This window comes from Devosia albogilva, assembly GCF_042685625.1.
Classification (GTDB): domain Bacteria; phylum Pseudomonadota; class Alphaproteobacteria; order Rhizobiales; family Devosiaceae; genus Devosia; species Devosia albogilva.
On the sequence record NZ_JBHUNP010000001.1, the window covers coordinates 2042080 to 2057928 of the forward strand.

Consider the following 15849-nt stretch of genomic DNA (forward strand, 5'->3'; position numbering starts at 1 on the left):
AGTTACGCCCCCGCCTGATCCAGAACGCGCACCTGCTCCTCGCTCAGGCCCAGTCGCACGCCTTTGGCGAGGCTCTGCACCTGCTCGACCGAGGTCGCCGACGCGATCGGCGCGCTGACACCCTTCTGCGCCACCAACCAGGCCAGTGCTACTTCGGCCTGAGTGGCTCCAACAGCGCCCGCCACCTCATCCAGCGCCTTGAGAATGCGCTGGCCCTTGTCGTCCAGGTATTTCTCGACGCCGCCGCCACGCGGCGACTGCCCGAGATCGTCCTTGGACCGGTACTTGCCCGTCAGGAATCCCGAAGCCAGGCTATAATAGACGATGGTGCCGAGTTCGAACTTCTCCACCGCCGGCTGCAGCGCCTCGAACTCCGCGCGATCATAAAGGTTGTAGCGCGGCTGCAGCACCTCGTAGCGGGGCAGCGACTTGATCACCGCGGTGTTCTCGGCCTCTTCCACCATCTGCGCGGTGTAGTTGGAGGCGCCGATCACCCGCACCTTTCCCGACCGGATCAGGGTGTCATAGGCGCCGAGCGTCTCTTCGTGGTTCGCCTCCGCGTCCGGCCAGTGGCTGAAATAGAGGTCCACATAGTCGGTCTGCAGCCGCTTCAGCGAGGCCTCGATCGATTGGCGGATCCCGTCCGACTTCAGCCCACCCGGCTTCTTGCCCGAGTTCACCTTGGTAAAAACGTGCACCTTGTCGCGATTGCCGCGCGCCTTCATCCACTTGCCGATGATGGTTTCGCTCATGCCAGGCGGGTTGCCCGGCACCCAGTTCGGATAACCTTCGGCAGTGTCGAGCGCGGTGAAGCCGGCGTCGACGAAGGCGTCGAGGATGTCGAATCCGGCCTTCTCGTCCACGGTCCAGCCAAACACATTGCCGCCGAGCACCAGCGGCTCGATCACCAGTTCACTGCGTCCCAGCGGGCGACGATCCATTGTCGTTCTCCTTCGAATTTGCTGCGTCAACGCCGGAGGCGTCGTTGGGTTCGGCCCCTGCCGGCACACGTGGTGCACACCAGGCAAGCGCTGCGTTGATGGCAAACAGCGAGCCGGTCAGGTCGATGAAGCGGAAGCCGCCGCCCTCGTCGTCGGCATGCCGAAGATAGACGAAGGTGCCGTGCCGCAGCCCCTGTAACAGCCAATCCGCCTCTTCCACGATGCGGCCGCCATAAGGCGCCTCCGATGGTTCGGCCACCACCTGCTTGTTCTCGCGGTCGAGGGTCGTTTCCCAGGTGCCGAGATCATCCGGATGCCGGCTGGTGTGGACATGAACGCCGACGCTGTAGTCGTCCTCGCAGCGCACGGCGAGACAGGCATAGTCGTTGGGCGTGCTGTCGCGATCGCACCCGAGCGTGGCGCGATCGCCTTCTCCCGGCAGGGGCGAATAATGCCATCCCGGCGCCTGTGCCAGAGATGGTGCAGTCAGGAGCAGAAAGCTCAGCGCCGCGGCTCGATAAGGTCCCATTTGTTTCCGTAAAGATCGACGAACACTGCCACTGTGCCATAGCTCTCGTGCCGCGGCTCTTCCAGGAACGTCACGCCAGCCGCAAGCATGCGGCGGTGATCTCGGGCGAAATCGTCCGTCTCCAGGAACATCATCACCCGCCCGCCCGTCTGGTTGCCGACCACAGCCCGCTGCCGCTCATCCGCCGCTCGTGCCAGCAGCACCCGGGCGCCACCACCTTGTGGTGCGACGACCACCCAGCGCTTGCCGCCCAGCGCCGTGTCTTCAAGCAAATCGAACCCGAGCTTGTCGCAATAGAACGCGATCGCCTCATCATAGTCGGCAACAACCAGGGTGATCGTGGCAATGGCTTGGCTCATGCGGCCATGCTTCGCCTCGGCAGTGGAGCAGGTCAAGCGATCGGCGCATGCGAACGCTTGTTCCAACATCCGTCCATTCCTGTGGAAAGCCATTTCGCTGTCACACGATTGACCAGATGGTCAAACTCACCCATTGCGCCGCCGTGGATTCTAGGCTTTTGTGTCGCCAAGCCTCGGACGGGAACGCCGGGGCCATAAGTTATCGGGAGACAAAAACATGAAACTGACCAAGACGCTGCTGGCGGCTTCCGCCGTGCTCGCGCTGACCGTCGGTGCCGCTCAGGCAAAGACGCTGGTCTACTGCTCGGAAGGCTCGCCGGAAGGCTTTGACCCGGCCCCCTACACCGCTGGCACCACTTTCGACGCCTCCTCGCGTCCGATCTACAACCGCCTGGTGCAGTTCACCAAGGGCGCCTCGACCACCGAGCCCGGCCTTGCCGAGAGCTACGAAGTCTCCGAGGACGGCCTGGAATACACCTTCCATCTCCGCCAGGGTGTGAAGTTCCACACCACCGACTACTTCACCCCCACCCGCGATTTCAACGCCGACGACGTGCTGTTCTCGTTCGAGCGTCAGTGGAAGGAAGATCACCCGTGGTATGCCTATTCGACCGGCATCACCTGGGAATATTTCAACTCCATGTCGATGGGCGAACTGCTCGCCAACATCGAGAAGATCGACGACTACACCGTCAAGTTCACCCTGACCCGTCCGGAAGCTCCGTTCATCGCGAACCTGGCCATGGACTTCGCCTCCATCGTGTCCAAGGAATATGCTGACCAGCTCGAAGCGGCCGGCACCATGGACATGCTGAACCAGCAGCCGATCGGCACCGGTCCGTTCCAGTTCGTCGCCTACCAGCAGGATGCGGCCATCCGCTACGCCAGCTTCGACGACTACTGGGGTGGCGTGCAGCCGATCGACGATCTGGTCTTCGCCATCACCACCGACCCGGCCGTGCGTCTGCAGAAGCTGCAGGCGGGCGAATGTCACATCATGCCGTACCCGAACCCGGCTGACCTCGAGACCATCCGCAACGACCCGAACCTGACCCTGATGGAGCAGGAAGGCCTGAACATCGGCTTCCTCGCCTACAACACCCAGCAGGAGCCGTTCGACAACGCCAATGTTCGCAAGGCGCTGAACATGGCTATCGACAAGGAAGCGATCGTCCAGGCCGTGTTCGAGGGCCAGGCCACCGTGGCCGTGAACCCGATCCCGCCGACCATGTGGTCCTACAACGAGTCGATCGAAGACGATCCGTATGATCCGGAAGCCGCCCGCGAGATGCTGGCTGCCGAAGGCGTCGAGAACCTCTCGATGAAGGTCTGGGCGATGCCGGTGTCGCGTCCGTACAACCCGGATGCCCGCCGCATGGCCGAACTGATCCAGGCTGACTTCGCCGAAGTGGGCGTCGACGTCGAGATCGTCTCCATGGAATGGGCCGAATACCTCGAGCAGTCCTCGCAGGTGGACCGCGACGGTGCGGTGCTGCTCGGCTGGACCGGCGACAATGGCGATCCGGACAACTTCCTCGCCGTGCTGCTCGGCTGTGACGCCGTTGGCGGTGCCAACCGCGCCCAGTGGTGCAACGAGGAGTTCGACGCCCTGGTTCAGGAAGCCAAGACCCTGACCAGCCAGGAAGAACGTGCCGAGCTCTACATGGAAGCTCAGGAAGTCTTCAAGCGTGAGGCTCCGTGGGCGACCATCGCGCACTCCCTCGTCTTCATGCCGATGAGCAACAAGGTCACCGGCTACGTCATGGACCCCAAGGGCACTCACGCCTTTGACGGCGTCGACATCGCCGAGTAATCGGGACTAAGACCGGGGGCGGGCCATCCGCCCCCGGCATCCCGAAAGAAACGAATGATCCGCTTCCTTCTCCAGCGCCTGCTCCTGATCGTGCCGACCTTCATCGGCATCACGATCGTGGCCTTCGCCTTCGTCCGCGTGCTGCCGGGCGATCCCATCCTGCTGATTGCTGGTGAGCGCGGCGTTTCGCCCGAGCGCTACCAGGAGCTCATGGTCCAGTTCGGCTATGACCGTCCGATCTGGGTGCAGTATTGGGACTACCTGCTGGGCATCTTCCAGGGCGATTTCGGGACCTCGATCTCGACCAAGCGCCCCGTGATCCGCGATTTCCTCACCCTGTTCCCGGCAACGGTTGAACTGGCCTTCTGCGCCACGATCTTCGCCGTCGTGCTCGGCATCCCTGCGGGCATCATCGCTGCCGTGCGCCGTGGCTCCTGGCTCGACCAGACGCTGATGGGCACCGCCCTTGTCGGCTATTCCATGCCGATCTTCTGGCTGGGCCTGCTGCTCATCATCCTGTTCTCGGGCATCCTCGGCTGGACCCCGGTGTCGGGTCGCATCGACCTCCTCTATTTCTTCCCGGCCGTCACCGGCTTCATGACCATCGACTCCCTCCTCTCGGGGCAGGATGGCGCCTTCGTTTCCGCCCTGCGGCACCTGATCCTGCCCACCATTACCCTGGGCACCATCCCGCTGGCGGTGATCGCGCGCCAGACCCGCTCGGCCATGCTGGAAGTGCTCGGCGACGACTATGTCCGTACTGCCCGCGCCAAGGGCCTCGCCCCGCGGCAGGTCATCGGCATCCACGCCTTGCGCAACGCCCTGATCCCGGTGGTCACCACCATCGGCCTGCAGGTCGGCGTGATGATGGCCGGCGCCATTCTCACCGAAACCATCTTCTCCTGGCCGGGCATCGGCAAGTGGATGGTGGATGCCATCTCCCGGCGCGACTATCCGGTGGTCCAGGCCGGCCTGCTGCTGATCGCGCTCATCGTGATGGCCGTGAATCTCATCGTCGATGTGCTCTACGGGCTCATCAATCCCCGCATCCGGCACCGCTAGGAGGCTGCGATGACCGACGCTGCCGCAACTGCCATGCCCGTGGCCACTCGGACCGCTCGCCTGCGCGAGTTCTGGTACTATTTCTCCGTCAACCGCGGCGCCGTCATCGGCCTGGTGGTGTTTGTCCTCCTCGTGCTGATGGCGCTGCTCGCCGACTGGATCGCGCCCTTCTCGCCGTCGCAGCAGTTCCGCGACGCCCTGCTGGTTCCGCCCTCCTGGCTCGAGGGCGGCCGCGCCGGCTTCATCCTCGGCACTGACGCCGTCGGTCGCGACATTCTCTCCCGCCTGATCCACGGCGCCCGCTATTCGCTGCTGATCGGCGCAGTCGTCGTGGTGATCGCCCTCACCAGCGGCATCATCTTCGGCCTCCTCGCCGGCTATGCCCGCGGCTGGGTCGACACGCTGCTGATGCGCATCATGGACCTGATCCTGGCCTTCCCCTCGCTGCTGCTGGCGCTGGTGATGGTCGCCATCCTCGGCCCCGGCCTCATCAACATGATGATCGCCATCGCCGTGGTGCTGCAGCCCCACTTCGTCCGCCTCACCCGCTCGGCCGTGCTCGGCGAACTCGGCAAGGATTACGTCACCTCCGCCCGCGTTGCCGGCGCCGGTCATCTGCGCATGATGTTCGTCACCATCCTGCCCAACTGCCTCGCGCCGCTGATCGTGCAGGCCACCCTCAGCTTCTCGAGCGCTATTCTCGACGCCGCTGCGCTCGGCTTTCTCGGTCTCGGCGCCCAGCCGCCGACGCCCGAATGGGGCACCATGCTCGCCGAGGCCCGCCAGTTCATCCTGCGCGCCTGGTGGGTGGTGACCTTCCCCGGTCTCGCCATCCTGATCACCGTGCTCTCCATCAACCTCGTCGGTGACGGCCTGCGCGATGCGCTCGATCCCAAGCTCAAGCGGAGCTGACCACCATGGCCTTGCTTGAAATCCGCAATCTCACCGTCGCCTTCGACACCTCTGCCGGCCTGTTCAAGGCCGTGGACGGCATCGACATCTCGGTCGACAGCCGCGAAGTGCTGGCCATTGTCGGTGAATCCGGCTCCGGCAAGTCCGTGGCCATGCTCGCGGTCATGGGCCTTCTGCCCAATACCGCCACCGTCACCGCCGACAAGATGGAGTTCGAAGGCCTCGACCTCTTGCGCATGTCCGCCCAGCAGAAGCGGCAGATCATCGGCAAGGATATCGCCATGATCTTCCAGGAGCCGATCGCCAGCCTCAATCCCTGCTTCACCATCGGCTTCCAGATCGAGGAGGTGCTGCGCCGCCACCTCGGCCTCAATGGCCGCGCCGCCCGCGATCGGGCGATAGAACTGCTGCGTCTCGTCGGCATCCGCGATGGGGCCGACCGGCTCGGTGCCTTCCCGCACCAGATGTCGGGCGGCCAGTGCCAGCGCGTCATGATCGCCATGGCGCTTGCCTGCAATCCCAAGCTCCTGATCGCTGACGAGCCGACCACCGCCCTCGACGTCACCATCCAGAAGCAGATCCTTGATCTCCTGATGCGCCTCCAGGCCGAGCACGGCATGGGCCTGATCATGATCACCCACGACATGGGCGTGGTTGCCGAGACCGCCGATCGCGTCATCGTGCAGTACAAGGGGCACAAGATGGAGGAGGCCGACGTCCTCTCCCTGTTCGAGAACCCCAAGTCCAACTACACCCGCGCGCTGCTGTCGGCCCTGCCGGAAAACGCCACCGGCGACCGGCTGCCCACCGTCTCCGATTTCCGCTTCGAACCGGCTCCGGGAGTCTGATCATGGCGACCCCCGTTCTCGAAGTGCGCGATCTCAAGCGCGAGTACCACACCAGCGGCGGCCTGTTCCGGCCGGCCAAGGTGGTCCAGGCGGTGAAGGGCGTTTCCTTCACCCTTGAGAAGGGCAAGACCCTCGCCGTCGTCGGTGAGAGTGGCTGCGGCAAGTCGACCCTTGCGCGCATGATCACCCTGATCGATGCGCCCACCTCCGGCGAGATCATCATCGACGGCATTCCCGCCGACGCCCATCACGTCACCCGCGAACTGCGCCAGAAGGTGCAGATCGTCTTCCAGAATCCCTATGGCTCGCTCAATCCGCGCCAGAAGATCGGCGACGTTCTGGCCGAGCCGCTCCTGCTCAACACCAATATGCCGGCGGCCGAGCGGCGCGAGCGCGCCATGGCCATGCTGGTCAAGGTCGGGCTCGGCCCCGAGCACTTCAACCGCTATCCGCACATGTTCTCCGGCGGCCAGCGCCAGCGCATCGCCATCGCCCGCGCCCTGATGCTCAATCCGAGCTTCCTCGTGCTCGACGAGCCGGTCTCGGCGCTCGACCTGTCGGTGCAGGCGCAGATCCTGAACCTGCTCAAGGACCTGCAGGACGAGTTCGGATTGACCTATGTCTTCATCAGCCACGATCTCAGCGTCGTGCGCTACATCGCCGATGAGGTGATGGTGATGTATTTCGGCGACGTGGTCGAGCACGGCACCCGCGACGCCGTATTCAGCGCCCCCCAGCACGAATACACCCGCACCCTCTTCGCCGCGACACCGCGCGCCGACGTCGAATCCATCAAGGCGCGCATCGCCCGCAAGGCGGCCCTGGCGGGCTGATGCCCTTGGAAGAGACTGTGAACGGATCCCCTCTCCCCTGAGGGGAGAGGGTTAGGGTGAGGGGTTCATCCTCACGACCGGAGCGCCGCTTCGACCTTCAACGGCTGCTGTCTCTTGGGGCCTCAAACCTCCACGCGCCGCCCTTCACTTGCCGAGCGCATCAACGCATCGATCAACCGGTGCACCTTGAGCGCCGTATGCCCGTTCGACAGTGGCTGCCGTCCCGCGCGCACCGCTTCGGCAAATTCCGTTATCTGCGCGGCGTGCCAGTCGAACGGGAATGCCATCGGGTCGGCGCCGCCGCCGCCCTCGCTTGCTTCGCCCTCGACGATGGTCGCGCCGTCCATCGTGCGAACCGTCAGCGTGCCGGCAGCGAGGGTTGCGGAGGCCCGCTCGAAGTTGAGCGTCAGCGATTCCGGCCCGCCCGGAAAACTCGCCGTGGTCGCCATCAGCGCCCCTACCGCTCCGTTGCTGAATTCGAGGCCCGCGGTGGCGAAATCCTCTGTTTCCATCTGGTGCAGCCGGGTGGTGGCCGCCATGGCCGTCACCGCGGCGACATCGCCGCACAGGCTCAGCATCAGGTCGAGCGAGTGGATCGCCTGGGTGATCAAGACGCCGCCGCCGTCCTGCGCCAGCGTTCCGCGTCCCGGCTGGTCGTAATAGCCCTGCTGCGGCCGCCACCACGGTACCACCAGGTGCACGGCGGCCAGGGCGCCGTACCGGCCTTCCGCAACGGCTTGGGCCAGAAGCTTCGAAGCCCGGCGGAATCGATGCTGGAAGATCACGCCATGCTTGACGCCTGCTGCGTCACACAGCGCCACGATGCGTTCCGCCGCTGCGAGCGAGCGCTCGACCGGCTTTTCCATCAGCACGGCCTTGCCGGCCTTGGCGGCCGCGGCAATGATCTCCTCGCGGGCATTCGGTGGGGTGAGCACCAGCACCGCTTCGGTTTCGGGATCGGCGAGGATGGCATCGAAGCTGTCTGCTGCGGGCAGGCCATAGGTCTCGCAGAAGCGGGCGAGCTGTTCGCGGTGGCGCCGGTAGACGCCGGTGACCTTGATCTGATCGCTCAGCGATTGCAGTGCCAGCCCGTGCGGCTTCGCTCCCATGCCCGCACCGATCACGCCCAGACCGAACTTCGCCATCTTCTCCCACCCTCTCGCAGTTGCGCTGCGATGATTGCCAGAGGGTCGGTAGTGGGCGCAACCCTCAGGCGGCGCGCCAGGCCTGTGTAGCGAGGAAGGTTTCGAACTGCTCCGGGCTCAGCGGCCGCGCGAAGGCATAGCCCTGCAGGATATCGACGCCGAGTTCGGTCAGGATGCTGGCGTGGGCGAGCGTCTCCACCCCCTCGGCCACCACGGCGATGTCCATCGCCTTGCCGATATCGATGATCGAGGCCAGCAATCGCCTCTGCGCCGGATCGGTGAGGATCGGGTCGACCAGTTGCCGGTCGATCTTCAGCCGGTCCGGCCGGAGTTTCTGCAGCGAGACAATCGAGGCATAGCCGGTGCCGAAATCGTCGATTTCGATGTCGATGCCGAGTTCCTTGAGCTGATCGATGGTCCAGGCGACGGCACCGTCCCCTTCGTCCAGATAGATCGACTCCACCAGCTCGAAAGCGATCCGGCCCGGACTGATATCGTGTCGACGCAGGGATTCGATGAGGCCTTCATCGCTCAACCGCCGTAGCGACACATTCACCGAGGCCCGTGGCACGTTGAGGCCGATGCTCTCCCAATGCCGCAGCGCGGCGAGCGTCTGCTCGAGGACCAGCGAGTCGATGGCGGCGACGACGTTGAGTTCTTCGGCCACGGGCATGAAACTCGCCGGAGCCTTGATGCCTTCGGTCGGGTGCTGCCAGCGCACCAGCGCCTCGACGCCGACCAGGTCCAGCGTCCCGGCGGCGAACTGCGGCTGAAACCAGGCAACGAATTCGTTGCGCTCGAGCCCCTTCAGAATCTCATCCGCGACGCGCTTGGTGTTGATGACATCTTCCTGCAGCGCATCGGAGAAGAACTCGTAGCGGTTCCGGCCCCGCCGCTTGGCGCGATAAAGGGCGATGTCGGCATTGATCAGCAATTGCTTGGCATCGACCGGCAGCACCCGGCCGACGGCGATGCCGATCGAAACCCCAAACCGGCACTCATGCCCTTCATAGCTCACCGGTTCGCGCATCTGTTCGACGATCCGCTCCGCGAGCCCTGCGATGTAGTCGTCATCCGGGCCTGCCGGGCAGAGCACGACGAACTCGTCCCCGCCGATGCGCGCGACGAAATCGGTATCGCGGCAATTGGCGCGCAGCACGGCGCTGGCGTGAACCAGCATGGCGTCACCGGCCGCATGGCCCAGCGTGTCGTTGATCTGCTTGAAGCGGTCGAGATCGATATGGAGCAGCGCCATGCTTCCGCAGCCGGCGTAACCGTGCTCGGCATGGCGACGCAGCGTTTCGTCGAGATATCGCCGGTTCGGCAGGCCGGTCAGGCTGTCGTGCAGCGAATTGTGCTCGATACGGCTGCGCGCTGCCTCGAGTTCGCGGTTGTGGGCCTCGGTCAGCGCCTTGGCGCGGCGCAGGTCCTCGTTCAGCAGCACGTCCTTGGTGACGTCCCAGTTGACGCCCAGAATCTTCGGGTTGCTTTCCGGGTCGGTATAGACCGCCCCCATGCTGCGGACGTGGCGGACGGTGCCGTCGGGGTGCAGCGTTCGAAAGGTGGATTGGTAGAGCCCGGTTCGGATGCCCTCGGCGAAATCGTGTTCCGCCACGCGGCGGTCGTCCGGGTGCAGTGCATCGCGCCAGTCGATGTAGCTGCGCGCGCCTCCGTCGGCAGGCAGCCCGTAGAGCTCGTTCATGCGGTCGTCCCAGACCAGCTCCCTGGTGATGGTGTCCATCTCCCAGACACCCACCCGCGAGGTGGCGAGTGCGAGGCCGAGCCGCCGCGTGACCCGCTCCAGATCCACTTCGCGCGCCTTCAGTTCGCGAATGTGGTTCTGCCGCTCCAGCATCAGCCGGATGATCATCACCATCGGCGCCAGCACCAGAATGCCGCCCACGATCAGCGCCAGCCGCACGGCCCATTGCCAGGAATCCACCGCGCCCCAGCCGCCCTTGGGCACCGCCGACATCACCCAGCTGCCTGAGGGCAAAAGCACCTGGGTGACAACCGGATTGTCCCCCCTGAGGTCGGGACCGAAGAACCGCTCTCCGATTGCACCACCGGCGTCCCGCCCGGTGATCGAAATATCGATCGTCAAGCCGCGGTCAAACAGGCCGCTGTCGAGATAAAGCCTGTCGGCGTCCACCACTGCGGAGATGACGCCCCAGAACCGGTCGCCGCTCGGGTCGTCGGCGAATACCGGGAAACGGCCAATGAAACCGGTTCCGCCTTGCACCAGGTCCACGGGGCCTGCCATGACCAGACGCCCGGTGTCCCTGGCCCTGAGCACGGCCTCGCGCTGAGCCTCGGTCACCCGGTAATCAAGGCCGATGGCGCGCTCATTGCCAACGAGCGGATAGGTCATCTGGACCACCAGGTCCGGTGCCGCGGCGATGCTGCGCAACTGGCTCTGTTCGGCGAACAGGTTCGCAGCCAGCTCGGTGAACCGGTCCTGGTCCATGTCGGGCTCGGTGGAGATGGTTGCCACCAGCCCGCGCACCAACTGGATATTGGCGTTGATATTGCCTTCGAGCTTGGCGCGGATCAGGGACACTTCAGCCACCACTGCTGTTCTGGCACGCTCTTCGGCCAGGGACGCGCTTTGCCGCTCGATGGCAACGGCGCCAACCAACAGCAGCACCAGCGCCACCAAGGCCGGGACCATCCAGCTTGATCGGTTCCTGTCCTGTCTGTTCGTCGAACCAGCCATTCGAACGTCCAAGCCCCTGCCCATGGAGGCATGCCCGGCAGCCTAGACGCCCTGCCTTATGGGAGCCTTACCGGATCGAGGGGACCTGTTTCGCTGGTAAACGCCGGCCTAAGCGCCGGCCGCAGTTTCGACCAAAGTCACGCCCGCCGCGGCGCAGTGGGTTCGGATCTCATTATTGCAACGATCGGTGACGAACGTATCGACCTGCTCGAGCCGGGCGATCCGCACCGGCGCTGACCGGCTGAACTTGCTTTCGTCGGCGACCAGGATCACGTGTCGCGCATTTGCGATAATAGCCTGCGCCACCTTCACTTCGCGATAGTCGTAGTCGAGCAGGGTGCCGTCCTCGTCGAGCGCCGAAGCGCCGATCACGGCATAATCTACCTTGAACTGCGAGAAGAACCCCGCCGCGGCCTCCCCGACGATGCCGCCATCCGATGGCCGCACCACGCCGCCGGCGATGACCACCTCGAAGCGCGGATAGACCCGCATGCGGTTGGCCACGTTGATGTTGTTGGTGACGATCAGCAGTCCCGAGTGATCGAGCAGCGCCTGGCTCACCGCCTCGGTAGTGGTGCCGATATTGATGAACAGCGATGTATCGTTGGGGATCAGCGCAGCCGCAGCCCGACCGATGGCTTCCTTCTCTGCCGCCGCGATCCGCCGCCTTGCTTCATACTCGAGGTTCTCCACCCCCGATGGCAGCGTCGCTCCGCCATGCACGCGGCTCAACAGCCGTTGCTCGCAGAGCGTGTTGAGGTCCTTGCGGATCGTCTGCACCGACACACCGAACCGCGGCGCCAGTTCCTCCACCGTAACCCGCTGCGTCGCGCGCGCGAGTTCGAGTATGGCCTGGTGCCGCTGTGCGGTGTCGGTGACGGGCATCGCTACTCCGTGCCGGGGACGATGGTCTTGACGATCGAGGCATCCAGCGCCTCGTAATCGTGCAGCCCGATCACATCATAAAGCTCCTGGCGTGTCTGCATCTCGCCCAGCATCGCCTTGGTGCCACCATCGCGCTTGATGGCCTGGTAGAGCTTTTCCTGCGCCTTGTTGGCGACGCGCAGCGACGAGACGGGCCAGATCACCATGGAATAGCCCAGCGCCTCGAACTCGGCGGCGGTCTGGTACGGCGTACGCCCGAACTCGGTCATGTTGGCGAGAAGCTTCACCCCCGGCATGGCCTTGGCGAAGTCGCGGAACATGTCCACCGTGGTCAGCGCCTCGGGGAAGATCGCGTCCGCCCCTGCTTCCACATAGAGCTTCGCCCGGGCAATGGCGCCGTCCAGCCCCTCGCTCGCCGCCGCATCGGTACGGGCGATGATGACGAGGTCCCGCCGCGCCTTGGCCGCCGCCGTTACCTTGGCTGCCATGTCGTGGGCATCAGCCAGCTTCTTGTCGTTGAGGTGCCCGCACTTTTTGGGCAGCAACTGGTCCTCGAGGTGCACGGCGCCGGCGCCGGCTTCCTCGAAGGTGCGCACCATGTGCATCACGTTGAGCGCCTCGCCATAGCCGGTATCGCCATCGACCAAGAGCGGCAGGCCCGAGGCCCGGGCGATCTGGCGAATGAAGAACGCCACCTCGTCCACGGTGATGATGCCGAGGTCCGGCAGGCCCATGGACGCCGTCATCGCCGCGCCGGAAAGATACAGCGCCTCGAACCCGGCGCGCTTCGCCTGGATCGCGGCGTGGCCGTTATGCGCCCCCGGCAACTGCAGGATCTGCGGCTGCGACAGCAACTGGCGGAAGCGGCTGCCGGCGCTTTCGCGCGGCAGTTCATCGGCGACGAGATAAGGCATCTCAGGCCTCCTTGCGGTCTTCGAGCGGCACGAAGGCGAGATCCTCCGGGCCGACATAATTGGCGGATGGACGGATGATCTTGCCGTCCTCGCGCTGCTCGATCACATGCGCGCTCCACCCCGAGGTGCGGGCGATCACGAACAGCGGCGTGAACATCGCCGTCGGCACCCCCATCAGATTGTAGGAGACGGCACTGAACCAATCGAGGTTCGGGAACATGCGCTTGGCGTCCATCATCACCGACTCGATGCGCTCGGCGATGGCATACTGCCGCTGCGCCCCAGCGCGATCGGCCAGCGACTTCGCCACCCGCTTGATCACCACGTTGCGCGGGTCCGACACGGTATAAACCGGGTGGCCGAAACCGATGATGACTTCCTTGTTCTCGACGCGCCGGCGGATGTCGGCATCCGCCTCGTCCGGGCTCGCATAGCGCTCCTGGATCTGGAAGGCGACCTCGTTGGCCCCGCCATGCTTCGGCCCGCGCAGCGCGCCGATCGCCCCGGCAATGGCCGAATACATGTCCGACCCCGTTCCCGCGATCACCCGCGCCGTAAAGGTCGAGGCGTTGAACTCGTGCTCGGCATAAAGGATGAGCGAGGTGTGCATCGCCCGGACCCACTCCGCATCCGGCTCACTGCCGTGCAGCAGGTGCAGGAAATGCCCGCCGATGGAATCGTCGTCGGTCTCGACCTCGATCCGCCGGCCGTTATGGGCGAAGTGGTACCAGTAGAGCAGCATCGAGCCGAGGCTCGCCATCAGCCGGTCGGCAATGGCGCGCGCCTCGGGCGCGTTGTGGTCGTTTGGCTCCGGCAACGTGCAACCCAGCGCCGAAACGCCGGTGCGCATCACATCCATCGGATGCGCCGCCGCCGGAAGCGCCTCAAGGGCCGCGCGCACCGCCTGCGGCAAGCCCCGCATCGCCTTCAGCCGCTGCTTGTAGGCCCGAAGCTGCGCCACCGTCGGCAGCGTGCCGTGGACCAGGAGGTGCGCCACCTCCTCGAACTCGCTCGATTCAGCCAGGTCGAGAATGTCGTAGCCGCGATAATGGAGGTCGTTGCCCGTCCGGCCCACCGTGCACAGCGCCGTATTGCCCGCCGCCACGCCCGACAGCGCCACCGATTTCTTCGGCTTGAAGCCTGGTGCTTCGCTCATCATCGTTCCTCCCATTTGTCCCGGCCGATCACCACCCCCGATGTCATCCCCGCGAAAGCGGGGATCCATCTCGAGATGCTTCCACCGCCGCCAGATGGCCGTATCGGCATCTCAGGATGGCCCCCGGCTCAAGAGCTTGCCCTCGGGCGCGACCCGGGGGCCGGGGTGACACCGAGTGTGCCATTGCGCTGGCTTCAGAAAATCCCCTTCGGCGCCTCGGCCCCGAGCTGGTCGGCCGCCACCACGAAGTTCAGCTGGCGCACTTCCGCCGCCGTCAGCGTCGGCAGCCGCTCGACCAGTGCGAGGAACCGGTCCTGCTCCTCGCGCGACACGATGCCTTCGGCCAGCGTCCTGAACTTCTCGATGTAGTTCGGCCGCTTGAACGGCCGCGCCCCGTTCGGATGCGCATCGGCAACACCGAGTTCGTCGACGACCGTGGAACCGTCGTCCATGGTGACGATCACCTGGCCGCCAAAGGCCATGTCGTCGCCCTTGGCATGGTAGCGCTTGGTCCACACCGGGTCTTCCTCGGTGGTGATCTTGTGCCAGAGGGCCACGGTCTCGGGCCGCTTGGCGCGCTCGGGCGCATAGCTCTTCACATGGTGCCAGCCGCCGTCCTCGAGCGCCACCGCGAAGATATACATGATCGAGTGGTCCAGCGTTTCGCGGCTGGCGTTCGGGTCCATCTTCTGCGGGTCGTTGGCGCCGGTGCCGATCACATAATGGGTGTGGTGGCTGGTCTTGATCAGGATCGACTTGATCTTGGAGAGGTCCCCGATCTTCGGCCCCATCCGCTTGGCGAGGTCGATCAGCGCCTGGCTCTGGTATTCGGCCGAATATTCCTTGGTGTAGGTGTCGAGAATGGCGCGCTTCGGCTCGCCCTTTTCCGGTAGCGGCACATGGTAGCGCGCCGAGGGACCGGACAACAGCCACGCAATGAAACCGTCCTCGCCTTCATAGGCAGGGGAGGGGGCACCTTCCCCGCGCATGGCGCGGTCCACCGCCTCGATCGCCATCTTGCCGGCAAAAGCCGGGGCATAGGCCTTCCAGGTCGAGATCTCGCCCTTGCGCGACTGGCGCGTAGTGGTGGTGGTGTGCAGCGCCTGCTGGATCGCCTGATAGGTGATTTCCGTCGACAGCCCCATCAGCGCCCCGATACCGCCGGCCGCCGACGGGCCGAGATGGGCGATGTGGTCGATCTTGTGTTCGTGCAGGCAGATGCCCTTCACTAGGTCGACCTGGATTTCGTAGCCCGCCGCGATGCCGCGCACCAGCGCCGCGCCATCGAGCCCGAGGCTCTGCGCCACCGCCAGGATCGGCGGGATGTTGTCGCCCGGGTGGCTGTAGTCGGCCGCAAGGAACGTGTCGTGGAAATCGAGTTCGCGCACCGCGACACCATTCGCCCAGGCCGCCCATTCCGGCGACACCTTGACGTCGTCGGCAAGCCCGAACACCGAAGCGCCCTTGGCCGATTTGTGGCCCAGCGCCTGCGCCCGCGCCGAGCGGATCGGCCCGCGCGCGATCGAGGCTGCCGCCACCGCCGCATTGTCGATGATGCGGTTGCCGATCATCTCGACCACATCGTCCTCGACCGCCACCGGGTCCGTCGCCACGCTCGCCAGCTTCCAGGCGAGCTGGTCCTCTCGCGGCAGCGGCTCGGCGGATTTGTAGGTGCGGACTTCGTGGATCTTCATCTTCCCCTCGCAACAGGCGTGTTCGTGTGTTGGGCGGGTTGT

At 65.1% G+C, this 15849-nt stretch carries 14 protein-coding genes; 5 read left to right on the forward strand and 9 right to left on the reverse strand.

All coding sequences use genetic code 11. The features are described 5' to 3' along the window. Window positions 1-2: 2 nt before the first annotated feature. Genes ACFSX5_RS10380 through ACFSX5_RS10390 form a run of 3 tightly spaced genes read right to left on the reverse strand, consistent with a single transcriptional unit; the run spans window position 3 to window position 1829 of the window. Entirely contained in the window at window positions 3-941 is a 939-nt protein-coding gene (locus ACFSX5_RS10380; RefSeq protein ID WP_386833299.1) for an aldo/keto reductase, read from the reverse strand. After that, window positions 913-1470 carry a hypothetical protein gene (locus tag ACFSX5_RS10385; RefSeq protein WP_386833301.1) on the reverse strand — a complete coding sequence of 186 codons (558 nt, stop codon included), beginning with the start codon at window positions 1468-1470 and terminating at the stop codon, window positions 913-915. Before ACFSX5_RS10385 ends, ACFSX5_RS10380 begins: the two co-directional genes overlap by 29 nt. Then, window positions 1443-1829, reverse strand: coding sequence for a VOC family protein (locus ACFSX5_RS10390; protein ID WP_386833303.1), 387 nt, complete (start codon window positions 1827-1829; stop codon window positions 1443-1445). The genes ACFSX5_RS10385 and ACFSX5_RS10390 overlap by 28 nt, the downstream gene beginning before the upstream one ends. Window positions 1830-2046: 217 nt before the next feature. Between ACFSX5_RS10390 and ACFSX5_RS10395 the strand changes: the two genes are divergently transcribed. Genes ACFSX5_RS10395 through ACFSX5_RS10415 form a run of 5 tightly spaced genes read left to right on the forward strand, consistent with a single transcriptional unit; the run spans window position 2047 to window position 7297 of the window. Continuing rightward, the gene (locus ACFSX5_RS10395; protein WP_386833304.1) at window positions 2047-3642 is read left to right on the forward strand and encodes an ABC transporter substrate-binding protein; all 1596 of its coding nucleotides are present in this window, start codon (window positions 2047-2049) and stop codon (window positions 3640-3642) included. A gap of 54 nt (window positions 3643-3696) precedes the next feature. Continuing rightward, window positions 3697-4704 carry an ABC transporter permease subunit gene (locus ACFSX5_RS10400; RefSeq protein WP_386833306.1) on the forward strand — a complete coding sequence of 336 codons (1008 nt, stop codon included), beginning with the start codon at window positions 3697-3699 and terminating at the stop codon, window positions 4702-4704. 9 nt (window positions 4705-4713) lie between these two features. Next, window positions 4714-5616, forward strand: coding sequence for an ABC transporter permease subunit (locus ACFSX5_RS10405; RefSeq protein ID WP_386833308.1), 903 nt, complete (start codon window positions 4714-4716; stop codon window positions 5614-5616). A 5-nt stretch (window positions 5617-5621) separates the two neighbouring features. After that, window positions 5622-6464, forward strand: coding sequence for an ABC transporter ATP-binding protein (locus ACFSX5_RS10410; protein ID WP_386833309.1), 843 nt, complete (start codon window positions 5622-5624; stop codon window positions 6462-6464). A 2-nt stretch (window positions 6465-6466) separates the two neighbouring features. Continuing rightward, window positions 6467-7297, forward strand: a complete 831-nt coding sequence (locus ACFSX5_RS10415) for a dipeptide ABC transporter ATP-binding protein (protein ID WP_386833310.1) — start codon at window positions 6467-6469, stop codon at window positions 7295-7297. A 122-nt stretch (window positions 7298-7419) separates the two neighbouring features. Here ACFSX5_RS10415 and ACFSX5_RS10420 read toward each other — a convergent pair whose 3' ends face one another. The 6 genes from ACFSX5_RS10420 to ACFSX5_RS10445 all read right to left on the reverse strand — a co-directional run bounded on the left by ACFSX5_RS10420 (window position 7420) and on the right by ACFSX5_RS10445 (window position 15807). Continuing rightward, window positions 7420-8442, reverse strand: a complete 1023-nt coding sequence (locus tag ACFSX5_RS10420) for a Gfo/Idh/MocA family protein (RefSeq protein ID WP_386833312.1) — start codon at window positions 8440-8442, stop codon at window positions 7420-7422. A 64-nt stretch (window positions 8443-8506) separates the two neighbouring features. Continuing rightward, window positions 8507-11113, reverse strand: a complete 2607-nt coding sequence (locus ACFSX5_RS10425) for a bifunctional diguanylate cyclase/phosphodiesterase (RefSeq protein WP_386833313.1) — start codon at window positions 11111-11113, stop codon at window positions 8507-8509. Between the two features lie 153 nt (window positions 11114-11266). Then, entirely contained in the window at window positions 11267-12043 is a 777-nt protein-coding gene (locus ACFSX5_RS10430) for a DeoR/GlpR family DNA-binding transcription regulator (protein WP_386833314.1), read from the reverse strand. Between the two features lie 2 nt (window positions 12044-12045). Further along, window positions 12046-12957 (reverse strand): methylisocitrate lyase, encoded by a 912-nt coding sequence (gene prpB / locus ACFSX5_RS10435; protein WP_386833316.1) that lies wholly within the window; start codon window positions 12955-12957, stop codon window positions 12046-12048. Window position 12958: 1 nt separating this feature from the next. Further along, a complete protein-coding gene (gene prpC / locus ACFSX5_RS10440) occupies window positions 12959-14113 on the reverse strand; it encodes a bifunctional 2-methylcitrate synthase/citrate synthase (RefSeq protein ID WP_386833317.1) in 1155 nt (384 codons plus the stop codon). Window positions 14114-14307: 194 nt separating this feature from the next. After that, window positions 14308-15807: an MmgE/PrpD family protein gene (locus tag ACFSX5_RS10445; protein WP_386833318.1), complete on the reverse strand. Its 1500-nt coding sequence runs from the start codon at window positions 15805-15807 to the stop codon at window positions 14308-14310. Window positions 15808-15849 lie beyond the last annotated feature (42 nt).

Excerpts from the sequence above, each read along its gene's own strand:
- ACFSX5_RS10410 (WP_386833309.1), top strand. The coding sequence starts at position 5,622 with ATGGCCTTGCTTGAAATCCGCAATCTCACCGTCGCCTTCGACACCTCT.
- ACFSX5_RS10430 (WP_386833314.1), bottom strand. The coding sequence starts at position 12,043 with ATGCCCGTCACCGACACCGCACAGCGGCACCAGGCCATACTCGAACTC.
- prpB (WP_386833316.1), bottom strand. The coding sequence starts at position 12,957 with ATGCCTTATCTCGTCGCCGATGAACTGCCGCGCGAAAGCGCCGGCAGC.
- ACFSX5_RS10380 (WP_386833299.1), bottom strand. The coding sequence starts at position 941 with ATGGATCGTCGCCCGCTGGGACGCAGTGAACTGGTGATCGAGCCGCTG.
- ACFSX5_RS10415 (WP_386833310.1), top strand. The coding sequence starts at position 6,467 with ATGGCGACCCCCGTTCTCGAAGTGCGCGATCTCAAGCGCGAGTACCAC.
- ACFSX5_RS10390 (WP_386833303.1), bottom strand. The coding sequence starts at position 1,829 with ATGAGCCAAGCCATTGCCACGATCACCCTGGTTGTTGCCGACTATGAT.
- ACFSX5_RS10405 (WP_386833308.1), top strand. The coding sequence starts at position 4,714 with ATGACCGACGCTGCCGCAACTGCCATGCCCGTGGCCACTCGGACCGCT.
- ACFSX5_RS10425 (WP_386833313.1), bottom strand. The coding sequence starts at position 11,113 with ATGGTCCCGGCCTTGGTGGCGCTGGTGCTGCTGTTGGTTGGCGCCGTT.
- ACFSX5_RS10385 (WP_386833301.1), bottom strand. The coding sequence starts at position 1,470 with ATGGGACCTTATCGAGCCGCGGCGCTGAGCTTTCTGCTCCTGACTGCA.
- ACFSX5_RS10395 (WP_386833304.1), top strand. The coding sequence starts at position 2,047 with ATGAAACTGACCAAGACGCTGCTGGCGGCTTCCGCCGTGCTCGCGCTG.
- ACFSX5_RS10400 (WP_386833306.1), top strand. The coding sequence starts at position 3,697 with ATGATCCGCTTCCTTCTCCAGCGCCTGCTCCTGATCGTGCCGACCTTC.
- ACFSX5_RS10445 (WP_386833318.1), bottom strand. The coding sequence starts at position 15,807 with ATGAAGATCCACGAAGTCCGCACCTACAAATCCGCCGAGCCGCTGCCG.
- ACFSX5_RS10420 (WP_386833312.1), bottom strand. The coding sequence starts at position 8,442 with ATGGCGAAGTTCGGTCTGGGCGTGATCGGTGCGGGCATGGGAGCGAAG.
- prpC (WP_386833317.1), bottom strand. The coding sequence starts at position 14,113 with ATGAGCGAAGCACCAGGCTTCAAGCCGAAGAAATCGGTGGCGCTGTCG.